Annotated in this window: 9 protein-coding genes; 8 read left to right on the plus strand and 1 reads right to left on the minus strand. The window is 68.2% G+C overall.

Annotation, left to right across the window (positions count from 1 at the left end):
• Positions 1-162: 162 nt before the first annotated feature.
• From ASB57_RS24465 to recD, 8 genes are all read left to right on the plus strand, one after another.
• A complete protein-coding gene (locus tag ASB57_RS24465) occupies positions 163-1,152 on the plus strand; it encodes a tripartite tricarboxylate transporter substrate binding protein (protein ID WP_057654540.1) in 990 nt (329 codons plus the stop codon).
• Positions 1,153-1,247: 95 nt separating this feature from the next.
• Positions 1,248-1,661, plus strand: coding sequence for a hypothetical protein (locus tag ASB57_RS24470; protein WP_057654541.1), 414 nt, complete (start codon positions 1,248-1,250; stop codon positions 1,659-1,661).
• The gene (locus tag ASB57_RS24475; RefSeq protein WP_057654542.1) at positions 1,661-2,098 is read left to right on the plus strand and encodes a hypothetical protein; all 438 of its coding nucleotides are present in this window, start codon (positions 1,661-1,663) and stop codon (positions 2,096-2,098) included. The genes ASB57_RS24470 and ASB57_RS24475 overlap by 1 nt, the downstream gene beginning before the upstream one ends.
• Before the next feature lie 20 nt (positions 2,099-2,118).
• The gene (locus tag ASB57_RS24480) at positions 2,119-2,565 is read left to right on the plus strand and encodes a hypothetical protein (RefSeq protein ID WP_057654543.1); all 447 of its coding nucleotides are present in this window, start codon (positions 2,119-2,121) and stop codon (positions 2,563-2,565) included.
• Positions 2,566-2,637: 72 nt separating this feature from the next.
• Complete coding sequence (locus ASB57_RS24485) at positions 2,638-3,060, plus strand: hypothetical protein (RefSeq protein WP_057654544.1); 423 nt, start codon at positions 2,638-2,640, stop codon at positions 3,058-3,060.
• Between the two features lie 105 nt (positions 3,061-3,165).
• Positions 3,166-6,930 carry an exodeoxyribonuclease V subunit gamma gene (gene recC, locus ASB57_RS24490; RefSeq protein WP_057654545.1) on the plus strand — a complete coding sequence of 1,255 codons (3,765 nt, stop codon included), beginning with the start codon at positions 3,166-3,168 and terminating at the stop codon, positions 6,928-6,930.
• Positions 6,917-10,939 (plus strand): exodeoxyribonuclease V subunit beta, encoded by a 4,023-nt coding sequence (gene recB / locus ASB57_RS24495; RefSeq protein WP_082621807.1) that lies wholly within the window; start codon positions 6,917-6,919, stop codon positions 10,937-10,939. Before recC ends, recB begins: the two co-directional genes overlap by 14 nt.
• The gene (recD, locus tag ASB57_RS24500; protein WP_082621808.1) at positions 10,936-13,104 is read left to right on the plus strand and encodes an exodeoxyribonuclease V subunit alpha; all 2,169 of its coding nucleotides are present in this window, start codon (positions 10,936-10,938) and stop codon (positions 13,102-13,104) included. The genes recB and recD overlap by 4 nt, the downstream gene beginning before the upstream one ends.
• Here the strand turns inward: recD and ASB57_RS24505 are convergent.
• Entirely contained in the window at positions 13,070-13,537 is a 468-nt protein-coding gene (locus ASB57_RS24505; protein WP_057654546.1) for a winged helix-turn-helix transcriptional regulator, read from the minus strand. The two genes, recD and ASB57_RS24505, sit on opposite strands and share 35 nt — an antisense overlap.
• Positions 13,538-13,576 lie beyond the last annotated feature (39 nt).

Below are 13,576 nucleotides of genomic sequence, written 5' to 3' on the forward strand. Positions count from 1 at the left end.
CCCGGGCTTGCGCCTCGCGATAGCGGATATGATGCGCTTACGTTAGACAGCCCCCGCGCCGTGCGCCGGGGGCTGCGCATCCTTAAGTAGTGCGTACGACGATGCCGGCCGCGGGGCCGGCATCGTCGCGCCGAATATCCATAATCAGACGAGGAGCCAGACATGAAAAAAACCTTCCAACGTATCGCCGGCATGGCTTTGCTGGCCGGACTGACCGCTGCCACGGGCGCCGCGTCGGCGGCCGACGCGGGCAACTGGCCGACGCGCCCGGTCACCATCGTGGTGCCCTACGCGCCGGGCGGCTTCGCGGATACGCGCGTGCGCGTCATCGCCCGCAAGCTGGAGCAGAAGCTGGGCCAGCCGGTGGTGGTGGAAAACAAGGCGGGGGCGGGCGGCGTGGTGGGCACCACCTTCATCGCGCGTGCCAAGCCGGATGGCTACACCCTGGGCACCGGCAATCTGGCGCCGCTGTCGGTCAATCCCACGCTGATGCAGGACATCCCCTACGACGCGGCCAAGGACCTGGCGCCCGTCATCCTCATCGAAAACAGCCCCCTGGTGCTCAGCGTCGGTCCGACCTTGAAGGTCAACGACGTGCAGCAGCTGATCGCGCTGGCCAAGAAGGAACCGGGCAAGCTGACGTTCGGTTCGTCGGGCGTCGGCGGCGCCCATCACCTGTCGGGCGAGATGTTCCGCGAGGCGGCGCATATCGACATCACCCATGTACCCTACAAAGGTGGCAGCCTGGCGGCGACCGACCTGATGGGCGGCCACATCACGATGATGTTCGAGATGGGCTATTCCGCCTTGCCGGCCATCCAGGGCAAGAAGATCCATCCGCTGGCGGTGACGTCGGCCAAGCGCCTGGCGGTCCTGCCGGACGTGCCGACGATGGCGGAAGCGGGCCTGCCGGGTTTCGAGTCCTATAACTGGCAGGGCATCATCGCGCCGGCGGGTACGCCCGAGGCCATCATCACCCGCCTGAACCGCGACCTCAACGACGTGCTGCGCGATCCGGAGATCGTCAAGGCGATCAACGATACCGGCAGCCAGGTCGGCGGCGGCACCCCGGAGGAATTCGGCGCCTTCATCCGCAGCGAAACGGCCAAGTGGGCCAAGGTGATCAAGGAAGGCAATATCACCATGCAGTGATGCGGGGGCGCGGGCAATTGTCGTTAATAGACACTTAATGATACGTTGCCTGCAAACTCTCCTATACTCGCGCCTTCTCAAAGCGCGAGATCCACATGAATAAGAAGCTATTCCAGGCGCGAGGCGCCCAACGCGTGGCCGGGTGTCTGGTTCTTGGCCTGTCGTTTTCTTTGCTTGGCGCGTGCGCGTCCCTGCGGGTGGAACGCACTCCGCTGGCGCCGGTGACCGCCCCCGCGCAGACGATGACGCTGAAGGCGCCCTTGTCCGGGATGCTTTCCAATCAAGACAGCTTCGGCGTGCCTGCCGGCTCGCGCTGGGTCCAGGCCGGCTCGGTGCCGCAAGGCGATGCCTATCGCCGGGATGACGCCTTGTTCATTCTGAGCGGCCGGCGCCAGCGCGAAGCCTATCTGGTGGTGCAAGGCGGCGAGCTCAAGGGTCTTTATTTCCCCGGCGAGGGCCTGTACACGGCCGCGCCCAACAGCACCCGTCTGGTACTGGAGTCGCAGTGATGGCACGTATCCTGAAGTTTCTGCTGCTGGGTGTCGTGGCGCTGCTGGCGGCTTGCGCGGGTCCTCAATATGGTGATGTCGCCCGCAATGCGCCGCCCTTGAAGCCGGGCGAGGGCCGGGTCTATGTGTTCATGCCGTATGGCGCGACCAACATCCAGCCCAAGATCCGCCTGAATCGCGAAGTCATCGGCCGCGTCAAGGCGGGCTCGTTCTTCTACGTCGACCGCCCGGCCGGCAATTATGTCGTGACCGATCTGCTGTGGACCAACGAAGGCCTGAGCTTCACCTTGCCGGCCGGCGAGACCCGCTACATCTCGATGACCACGCCCAGCCTGGGCAGCACCGGTTACGTCAAGGGCAACCTCATCCTGGTCGACCCGCCGTCCGAAGCCCAACGCCAGATGCTGCCCCTGCACTACGGCGGCGCGGCCCGTTAAGCAGGCAAGGGGAGGAAACCATGTTGCGCAATGTCCGGATTCTTCTGCTTCTGTGTCTTGCCAGCCTGCTGGCGGCCTGCGCCGGCCCGCGCTATGCCGAGGTGGCGCGCAACGCGCCCCTCAAGCCGGGCATGGGCCGGATCTTCATTTTCCCGACCACGTCCACCAGTTGTTCCTTCGTCTCGCGGGCTCAGCTGCGGGTGAACAACGAAGTCGTGGGCCGGGTAAAGCCGGATGTCTTTTATTACGTTGACCGTGCGCCAGGAAGTTACGTCGTCACGGATAAATACTGGACCGGCGATGGGGCCAGTTTCGCCTTGGCGGCGGGTGAAACCCGCTACGTGGACTATCACTTCCCGACCATGGGCAGCTCCGGCTGCGGCAAGCCCAGTTTCCGCTTCGTCGAATCGTCCGCGGAGGCAGAACGCCTGTTGTTGCCGATGTCTTATGGCGGTACATCCCGCTAAGATATTTGCCGAATTTTTGACGCACCTGCGTTTTATACTCGCGGGCACTTAGGAATTCGCTCAGGAGACGGCATGGGTTTGGCATGGGTTCGGGAAGCCGGGGACGCTTCCTCCTTGAAGCGTACGCTGGCCGCATGCGCGGCCGCGCTCGCCCTGGGGCTGCTGGCGGCATGTTCTTCCACGGAAAACGTCAAGGACGCCTACGTGCCGCTGTACAGCACGTCAGGCGGCGCGCTGGTGCGCATCCATCGGCCGCTGTCCTATGACGTGGAGAAGGTCGGCAAGATCAACATCGCGGAAGAATCCGCCTGGCGTCAGGTCGGCGCCATCCCGCAAGGCGACGTGTTCCGCCAGACCGGTACCCCCCTGTTGATCAGCGGCACGCGGGAAGCCATGCTGGTCATCTCCGCCGATCGCATCCAGGGCTTCTTCTTCGACGACGGCCGCTTCGTGCCGGTCGACAAGGGCGCGAGCGTCACCGTCGTCCGCCGCTGACCCTCGTCAGCAGGGCGCATCAGGCCCGGATGCGGCAGCGATCCGGGTTATCGTTGGGGTACGCTACGTCTCCCCATCATCCGGCGCCCGCCCACCCCCCTACGCATGCCCGCTACGCCGCTGCCATCCGGCCTGATCGTCATCCACAGCAACCTGTCCGAGTCGCTGCGTGAAGTGCTGGTCGGCTGGCTGGACCGCCATCCCCTGGGTCCGCTGGAACAGGAAGTGGTGCTGGTGCAAAGCAGCGGCATCGCCCAATGGCTGAAACTGGCCCTGGCGGCCGACGCCGCGGATGGCGGCAGCGGCATCGCGGCAGGACTGGATTTCCTGCTGCCCTCGCGTTTCCTGTGGCGCGCCTACCGTATCGTGCTGGGCACGCAGGCCGTCCCGGAAGTCTCCCCGTTCGACAAGCCGCGCCTGATGTGGCGCCTGCTGCGCCTGTTGCCGCAGGTGATGGACGAACCCGTCTACGCGCCCCTGCAGCGTTTTCTGCGCCGCGACGACGACTGCCGCAAACGCTATCAGCTGGCCGAACGCCTGGCCGACCTGTTCGACCAATACCAGGTCTATCGCGCGGACTGGCTGGACGCCTGGGCCGGCGGCCAGGATGTGCTGCCGCGCGATAGGGGTCCGGCACTGCCCCTGCCTGAAGCCCAGCGCTGGCAGGCCGCCTTGTGGCGCGCGCTGCTGGACGACGTGCTGGAGCAGGCCGCGCAGGAAGAACAAGCCGGCGCACCCTTCAACCCCAGCTACGTCGCGCCATCCTCCGATGGCCGCGCCGCCGTCCACGCCGCCTTCATGCGCCGCGCCGCCCACCTGGGCGACACCCCACCGCCCGACCTGCCGCGCCGGATCGTGGTGTTCGGCATCTCCACCTTGCCGCGCCAGTCCCTGGAAGTGCTGGCGGTGCTGGCCCGCTGGACCCAGGTGCTGATGTGCGTCAACAACCCCTGCGAGCACTATTGGGCGGACATCATCGAAGGCAAGGACCTGCTGCGCGCCAGCCACGCAAGGCAGGCCCGGCGCGCCGGCGCACCGGCCGTCATCGGCGAGGACGCCTTGCATCTGCACGCCCATCCCCTGCTGGCGGCCTGGGGCAAGCAGGGCCGCGATTTCATCGGCCTGCTGGACGAACACGACAGCCAGGAAGCGCGCGAAGCTTTCCTATCCCGCTATAGCGACTACACGCAGCGGCTGGACCTGTTCCAAGCCGTGGCGGATGAAGACAGCACGCTGCTGCGGCAGCTGCAGGACGACATCCGCGACCTGCGGCCCCTGAACGAAAGCCGAGCACTGTGGCCGCCCGTCGATCCGGCGCAAGACCCATCCATCCGCTTCCACGTCGCGCACAGCCGCCAACGCGAAGTGGAGATCCTGCACGACCAGCTGCTGGCCGCGTTCGACGAGGATCCCACCTTGCGCGCCCGCGACGTCATCGTGATGGTGCCGGATATCGAAGCTTACGCGCCGCACGTGCAGGCGGTCTTCGGCCTGCATGCGTTCGACGACAAGCGCGCCATTCCCTACACCCTGGCCGACCGCGGCAAGCGCCACGTCGATCCCTTGCTGCATGCGCTGGAACATCTGCTGCAGCTGCCCTACGCCCGCTTCGCCGTCAGCGACCTGATGGACCTGCTGGAAGTGCCCGCGCTCCGGCGCCGCTATGGCATCGCCGAAGACCAGCTGCCCCTGCTGCACAACTGGATGCGCGGCGCCAACATCCGTTGGGGCTTGCACGATGAACAGCGCCGGTCCCTGGGCTTGCCCGGCGCCAGCAGCGCGGCCGCGCCCAATACCTGGCTGTTCGGCCTGCGCCGCGTGCTGCTCGGCTATGCGGTGGGCGCGCGCGGCGGCGACTGGCAGGGCATCGAACCCTATGGCGACGTGGGCGGCCTGGACGCCGCCTTGCTGGGCAACCTGGCCGAACTGGTGGCGACGCTGGAAGGCTGGTGGCGTGAACTGGCGGAGCCGGCCAGCCCGGCGCGCTGGGGCGAACGATTGCGTGACCTGCTATTAGCCTTCTTCGAGGAAGACGATAGCGTCGATGGGCTGGTGCTGCGGCAGTTGCGCGGCCAGTTGCAGGACTGGCTGCAGATCTGCAAAGAAGCCAATGTGACCGAACCGCTACCTCTTGCGGTGGTGGGCGAACATTGGTTGTCGGCCATGGACGAAGGCGGACTGACACAGCGCTTCTTCGGCGGCGCGGTGACCTTCGCCACCCTGATGCCCATGCGCGCGATTCCCTTCCGCCATGTGTGCCTGCTGGGCATGAACGACGGCGACTATCCGCGCGTGCGCATCCCCATGGACTTCGACCTGATGGGACGTGACTACCGGCCGGGCGACCGCTCCCGGCGCGAAGACGACCGCTACCTGTTCCTCGAAGCGCTGCTGTCGGCACGCGATCGCCTGTACGTGTCATGGGTGGGCCGCAGCGTGCGTGACAACACGCCGCGTCCGCCGTCGGTGCTCGTGGGGCAGTTGCGCGACCATCTGGACGCGGGCTGGGAACTGGAGACTGGCTACGATGAAGAGGACGCCAGCCACGCTGACGGCGTGGCCGCGGCCCTGACCGTGGAGCACCGTTTGCAGCCTTTCAGCCCGGATTATTTCCCGGCCGATCCGCGCCGTTCCGCGCTGTTTACCTACGCACGGGAATGGGGGCAGGGCACCGAGCCCGATGCGCCATTCGATGACGCGTCCCTCGCCAGAATTGACCCTTTGCCGCCGCTCATGCGCGAGGAACCGCTGTCGCTGCGTGAACTGGCGGCTTTCCTGAAAGCCCCGGTCGAAGCATTTTTCCGCCAGCGTCTGCAGGTGAGCTTCAGTGCCGAAGACGTCGTGGCCGAAGACATCGAGCCCTTCGCGCCCGACGCGCTGGAACAATGGCAACTGCAGGACAGGCTGATCAAGGCACAGGCCCGCGCGCTGGAAGCCGGCGGGGGCTCCGCGCCGGCGCGCGATGACGTGCTGGCGGCCTGCATGCGGGCGGGCGAACTGCCCGCCGGCGCCTTCGGCGAATTGGCCGCGGCCGACCTGGCCGCGCCGCTGGACGACATGATGGAGCGCTATGCGGCCGCCCTGGCGCGCTGGCCCACCGCGATGGAAAGCGAATTGGCCATACGTTTCGTCGCGCCCACGCGCCCGGGGGCCGGCATCGAACTCGCGGGCGGGATCGTGGACCCCTCCCGCTTGAGCGTGGAAGATTATCTGGGCGGCCTGCGCGTCAGTGCCGGCGGCGCGCATTGCCGTCTGGTTCTGGAAAGCAGCAGTTTGATTCCCAAAGGCCGTTACCGCGCGGACAAGGTGATAGGGCACTGGGTGGCCCACGTCGCGGCGCAGTTGAGCGGAACGCCGGTGACCACGCTGGTGATCAGCAAGGCGGGTGACATCGAGTTCGCCCCCGTCGACGTGGAACGCGCGCGCGCCTGGCTGGCCCTGTGGCTGGCCGCGTGGGAAACCGGCATGCGGCGCCCGCTGCCGCTGGCCATCGTTGCGGCGTTCGAGTGGTTGACCCGCTTGCCGGAGGAAGCCGACCAGGGCGCCGTCGTGACGCAAGACCAGGACGGCGCGTTGCCCGGCCTGGCCCATGATCCGGATGATGCCTTGCCCGCGGCGGCACTCACCGGCGCCCGCGCCATCGCCTGGCAGCAGGCGCGCAAGGTCTACGAAGGCGCGCCCATGGCCGAAGGTGAAGTGGACCGCAGCGCCTATCTGCAAGCGGTCTATCCGGATTTCACCGCGTTGACGCAAGGCGGCGAATTCCAGGCCCTGGCGCGCGCGCTGCTGCGCCCCATGCGCGCCGCCCTGTACGCGGATGGCAAGCCGAAGAAGACGAACCGGTCTGGAGACGACAATGGCCAGGCCTGAACACGGCACTGATCGCGACACCGATCACGGCACCGATCACGACGCCCAGGCCGTCGAACTGGACGTGCTGCGCTTCCCCTTGCAGGGCAGCCGCCTGATCGAGGCCAGCGCCGGCACCGGCAAGACCTACACCATCGCCACCTTGTACGTGCGCCTGGTGCTGGGCCATGGCGGTGACGCGGGTCTGGGCAAGCCCCTGGTGCCGCCCGAAATCCTGGTGGTGACGTTCACCGATGCCGCCACCCAGGAATTGCGTGACCGTATCCGCGTGCGCCTGGCCGATGCGGCGCGGGCCTTCCTGGTGGACCCGGAACAGGTCGACATGGACGAAGACGGCGGCGACATCCTGCACGCGTTGCGCGCGGACTACCCTCCGGAAACCTGGGGCGCCTGCGCGCGCAAGCTGCAACTGGCCGTGGAGTGGATGGACGAAGCCGCCGTGTCCACCATCCACGGCTGGTGCAATCGTATGCTGCGCGAGCACGCTTTCGACAGCGACAGCCTGTTCCAGCAGACCTTGGAGCAGAACAGCGCGCCCTTGCTTGCCGAAGCCGCGCGCGACTACTGGCGCGTCTTCATCGCCGGACTGGACAGCGACGGCGCGCGCGAGCTGCGCGGCTGGTGGGCCAGCCCCGACGCCTTGCAGGCCGACGCGGCGCGTCTGTTCAGATATGCCCCGCAGCTGGAAGCGGACCCGCGTCAGACGCCGGATGCCGCCGGCGCGACACCCGACCGCACGCCGTCCGGCGATGGCACGCAAAGCGCGCAAGGTACGCCAGGCATGCTCCTGGCCACGGCGCGCACGACCCGTACCGCTGCACTGGCCGATCTGAAAGCCGCCTGGCCCGCGTGGATCACCGAGCTGCGTGATCTCTTCGATGCCGGGGTCGCGGCAAAAAAAGTGGACGGGCGCAAGTTCCAGCCGCGCTATTACAACGGCTGGCTGGACGCCTTGCAGACCTGGTGCGAGGACTGCGACAGCCTGCTGCCGGTGCTTTCCGACACGGCCTGGCAACGCCTGTCGCGAGAAGGCATGGACGAGGCCTGGAAGGGCGCGGCGCCCGAGCATCCCGCCTGCGTGGCGCTGGAACAATTGCGTGAGCAGGTCCTGGCCTTGCCCGCCGCGCGCAACGACATCCTGAAGCATGCGGCGGCCTGGATGCGGCAACGCTACGCACAAGAACAGGCCCGCCGCGCGCAGATGGACTTCGACGATCTGCTGGGCCAGCTCGATCGCGCGCTGGCCGGTCCCAATGGCGCCGTGCTGGCGACGGCCATGCGCCAGCAGTTTCCGGTCGCGCTCATCGATGAGTTCCAGGATACCGATCCGGTGCAGTACCGCATCTTCGACGCGGTCTACCGTCTGGCGGAAAACCCGACCGATTGCGCCCTGATCCTGATCGGCGATCCCAAGCAGGCCATCTACGGTTTCCGTGGCGCGGACATCTACACCTACCTGCGCGCCCGCGCCGCGGTGGACGGCCGGCTTTACGCCTTGAAGACCAACTACCGTTCCACCCACGGCATGGTGGCGGCGGCCAACCACTGCTTCGAGGTGGCGGAGCGTCACCCGGATGGTGACGGCGCGTTCCTGTTCCGCACGCCGCGCGGCAATCCGGTGCCGTTCACGGGCGCGCTGGCCAAGGGGCGCGCGGACCGCCTGGTGATCGAGGATGCCGACGCGCCGGCGCTGACCGCCTGGTGGCTGGCGGGCGGCGAGGACGGCGCCCCGGTGGGCATCGGCGCCTATCGCGAACAGATGGCCGCCGCGTGCGCGGGCGAGATCGCGCGTCTGATGACATTGGGCCAGCAGGGCCGCGCTGGCTTCGCCGCTGCGGCCGACACGCCGGGCGTCGCCACGCCGGATGCCGCGCGGTTCGGCGGCACGCCCGCAACCGCGGGTGCAGCGCTACGCCCGCTGCGTCCCGCCGACATGGCCGTGCTGGTCAACAGCGGCCGCGAAGCGCGGGTCATCCGCAAGGCCTTGGCGCAGCGCGGCGTGCGCAGTGTCTATCTTTCCGAAAACCAATCCGTCTATCTAAGCCCGCAAGCTGCCGACATCGAACACTGGCTGCGCGCCTGCGCTGAACCGGACGACCCGCGCCTGCTGCGCGCGGCGCTGGCCACGCCCACGCTGGGTTTGTCCTGGGCCGCGCTGGACAGCCTCAACAGCGACGAGTGGGAATGGGACCGTCGCGTCGATCAGTTCCGCGGCTATGGCCGCGACTGGCGCATGCTGGGCGTACTGCCCATGCTGCGGCGTCTGCTGGACGACTTCGACGTGCCGGCCCGCCAGCGTGCCGGCGGCACCGTCGCGGCCACCGCCGGCGAGCGCGCCCTGACGGACCTGCTGCACATCGCCGAACTGCTGCAGCAAGCCAGCGTGCAGATCGAAGGCGAGCACGCCTTGCTGCGCCATCTGGCCGAGATGCGCGCGGCCGCCGCTGAAGGCGAGGAAAACGATGCGCTGACCATCCGCCTGGAAAGCGACGCCGACCTGCTGCGCGTGGTGACGGTGCATAAATCCAAGGGCCTGGAATATCCCCTGGTGTTCCTGCCCTTCGCCATGGCCTTCCGGCCCGTGGGCGTGGACGACCTGCCGCTGGCCTGGCACGACGCCGACGGCGACGTACAAGTCACCCTGGAACCCGACGAAGGCGCGCGGGCGCGTGCCGATCGCGAGCGCCTGGGCGAGGACCTGCGCAAGTTCTACGTGGCGCTCACGCGCGCCCGCTACGCCACCTGGCTGGGGTGCGCGCCCATTGCCAATGCGCAAGCCAGCGCGCTGGGCTATCTGTTGAAGCAGGGCCAACCGCTGAGCGCGGCGGCCTTCGACAAAGAGCTGGAAGGGTGGCGCGGCGATCATCCGTATATCGCCGTGGCACCCGCGCCCACCGCGCGCGATGCCGTCGGCAGCGCCGTCTACCGTGCCGCCGGCGCGGCCACGCAGGACGGGCGCGCCCGCGAGATGTCGCGCGGCGTGCGCGAGCACTGGTGGGTGGCCAGCTATTCGGCCTTGCGCACCGTGGACGACGGCCCCTGGGAAGAACCCGCCACCGCGGCCGAGGATGTCTATGTGGAAGCCGCGGCGGGCCCGCTGTCGACGGATGGCGATGCCTCCATCGACGCGATCACGTCCCTGGACCTGCCCGCCGAGTTGCCCGGCGCCGGGGCCGGCAGGTCCGGCGCCGCGACCGTGCAGCTGAGCCTGGGCAATGCGGGCCCCTTGCACGGCTTCCCCGCCGGCGCCGAGGCCGGCACCTTCTTCCACGAGTTGCTCGAATGGGCCGCCGCCCAAGGCTTCGGCCCGGCCGCGGTCGGATCCGACGCGCTGCTGGAAGCCGTGACTCGCCGCTGCCAGGAGCGCGGCTGGGAAGAATGGGCCGCCCCGCTGGCCGATTGGTTGCGGCATTTTCTCCTGCTGCCCCTGCGTCTGCCGCCGCAACCCGAGCAGGATGCCACCCCCGGCCCCGTCGCCCTGGCCGATCTCGATCCCCGTGCCTGCGTTTCGGAAATGGAGTTCTGGTTCGCCGCGCATGACGTGTTGGCCACGCGCATCGACCGCCTGGTGTGCGAACACGTGCATCCACGCCAGAAGCGCGCCGCGCTGGCGCCGGCGCGCTTGAACGGCATGCTCAAAGGCTTCATCGACCTGGTCTTCGAATACCAGGGGCGCTATTACGTGGCCGACTACAAATCCAACCGCCTGGGCCCCGACGACGCGGCCTACGATGCCAAAGCCATGACCGGCGCCATCCTCGATCACCGCTACGAACTGCAATACGTGCTCTATCTGCTGGCCCTGCATCGCCTGCTGCGCGCGCGCCTGCCCGACTACGACTACGACCGCCACATCGGCGGCGCCGTGTATCTGTTCCTGCGGGGCAGCCATGCGCCCGGCGGCGGCGTCTACGTGGATCGTCCCGCGCGCGCCTTGATCGAAGCGTTGGACGCCCTGTTCACCGGCGCCGCGCGGCGCGGGACGGATCCGGAACGGGAGGCCGCATGAGCACGATCTCCGCCGCTGGCGCCCGCCGCCGCCTTGCCGCGCCCCTGGACGATGCGACGCGGCTGCGGGCCGCCTTGCAGGATTGGGTGGACCGGCGTTGGCTGCGCCGGCTCGATGTGGTGTTCGCCGATTTCCTCTGGCGCGAAGTCCCCGACGTCTCGCCGCGCCTGATTCTGGCGGCCGTGCTGGCCAGCCATCAACTGGGTCATGGGCACGCCTGCCTGGACCTGGTGGCAGCGTTGGAGGATCCCGCCCTGACCCTGGCCCTGCCGCCGGAAGATGCGCCCCTGGCCGCCCGGCAGTTGCCGCCGGCCTTCCATCCCGCGCAGTTGCTCGACCCCCTGACCCTCGACGATTGGCTGGCGGCGCTGGACGATCCGCGCCTGGTCGGCGCCGGCCCTGGCCGGACGCCACTGGTACTGGCCGGCGGCGCGCGGCCGCGTCTTTATCTGCGGCGCTGCTGGCAGTACGAGCAGGACATCAAGCAGGGCATCACCCAACGGCTGCAACGCAATGCGGCGCTGCAAGCGGCCCTGCCCGTGCAGCGCCTGCGTCTATACCTGGATGCGCTGTTCGAGGACGCGCAGGCCGGCGCCGATGGCGTCGACTGGCAGAAGGTCGCGTGCGCGACGGCTGCCGGCAGCGCACTTACCATCATCACGGGTGGCCCCGGCACGGGTAAGACCACCACCGTGGTCAAGGTGCTGGCCATCTTGCAGGCGCTTGCGCTGGATGCGGCCGACACGCCCTTGCGCATTCGCCTGGCCGCGCCCACGGGCAAGGCGGCCGCCCGCCTTGGCGAGTCGATTTCCGGCGCCGTGCAACGCCTGGCGGCGCTGAACGGCTTGCCGCGGTCCGATGCCGTGCGCGGCGCCATCCCGACCAAGGTGAGCACCCTGCATCGCCTGCTCGGCAGCCGTCCCGGCACCCGCCAGTTCCGCCATGACCGTGATAACCGTCTGGCTCTGGACGTCCTGGTCATCGACGAAGCTTCGATGGTCGACCTGGAAACCATGGCCGCCGTGCTGGACGCGCTGCCGCCGTCCGGCCGCCTGATCCTGCTGGGCGACCAGGACCAGCTGGCTTCGGTCGAAGCCGGCGCGGTGCTGGCGGATCTTTGCGTGCATGCGCGGGAAGGCCGCTATACCCCGGCCACGGCCGCCTGGCTCTCTGAGGTCAGCGGCCAGCAACTGCCCATGCAACGCATCGACACTGAGGGCGCCGCGCTGGACCAGGCCGTGGTGATGCTGCGCCACAGCCATCGCTTCGCCGCCGACAGCGGTATCGGCCGCCTGGCCGCCACGATCAACGATGGCGATGTCCTGGCCACGCGGATGTTCTGGCAGGTGCCGGCGGCCGGCGTGCGCAAATTCGTCGGTGCTGCCTGCGAAGCCGCTTTCTCGACGCTGGTGCTGCAAGGCGAGGGCGACGGCGACGGCGAGGATGGCTACGCCGGCTATCTGGCCATTCTGCGCCAGGGACCGGCGGATACGGATCCGCACACGCTGGACGCCTGGGCCGCCGCCATCCTCAAGCAGCATCAACGCTTCCAGTTGCTGGCTACCCTGCGCAATGGCGAATGGGGCGTGGAAGGCCTGAACCGGCGCGTGGCCCGCCTGCTGTTCGACCAGGGGCTGATCGCCCAGGCCGACGGCTGGTATGCCGGTCGCCCGGTCCTGGTCACGCATAACGACTATGCCCTGGGACTGATGAACGGCGACATCGGCATCACGCTGGCCCTGCCCGGCGCTGACGGGCAGGCCGACACCTTGCGCGTGGCCTTTGCCAGCAGCGACGGCAGCGGTCGCATCAAATGGGTACCCCCCAGCCGCCTGCCATCGGTGGACACGGTCTATGCGCTGACGGTGCATAAGTCCCAGGGCTCGGAATTCGAGCATGCGGTGGTGGTGCTGCCGGAGCGCGTCAGCCCCATCCTCACGCGCGAACTGCTTTACACCGGCATCACCCGTGCGCGCAGCCGCCTGACCCTGCTCAGCCCGGGGGGCGACAGCGTGCTGGAGCAGGGCATCCTGCGCCAGGTGCGCCGCGCCAGCGGCCTGTTCCCGGAACGCGCGGATATTGCGGGGGTCGCGGACACTGGCGGCGTTGCTGACGTTGCCGGCGGCGCGCTCAGCGATCCGGCGCCAGGTACAGACTTTCCTTGATCTCTTCCATCACCACGTAGCTGCGCGACTCGGCCGAGTTGGGCAGCCGCCGCAGCATTTCACCCAGCAGATGGCGGTAGGCCGCCATTTCGCTGAGGCGCGCCTTGACCAGATAGTCGAAGTCGCCCGACACCAGGTGGCATTCCATGATCTCGGGAATGTGCATCAGCTCCTTGCGCACTTTCTCGAACACGTCGCCGGACTTGGCCGACAGCTTGATCTCCAGGAACACCAGCAGCCCGCGTCCCAGGGCATTCGGATTGACCCGCGCGTGGTAGCCGGTGATCACGCCTTCGCGTTCCAGGCGCCGCACCCGCTCGGTGCAGGGAGTGGCCGACAGCCCGACCTGCTCGGCCAGTTCGGTCATGGACAGGCGGCCCGAGCGTTGCAGGATATCGAGGATTTTTAGATCGGTGCGGTCGAGGTCGCGCATTTCACTGTCCAGGGCATGAAAGAGGGATGGGTAGCGGAG

This window comes from Bordetella sp. N (assembly GCF_001433395.1).
Taxonomy (GTDB): domain Bacteria; phylum Pseudomonadota; class Gammaproteobacteria; order Burkholderiales; family Burkholderiaceae_B; genus Bordetella_C.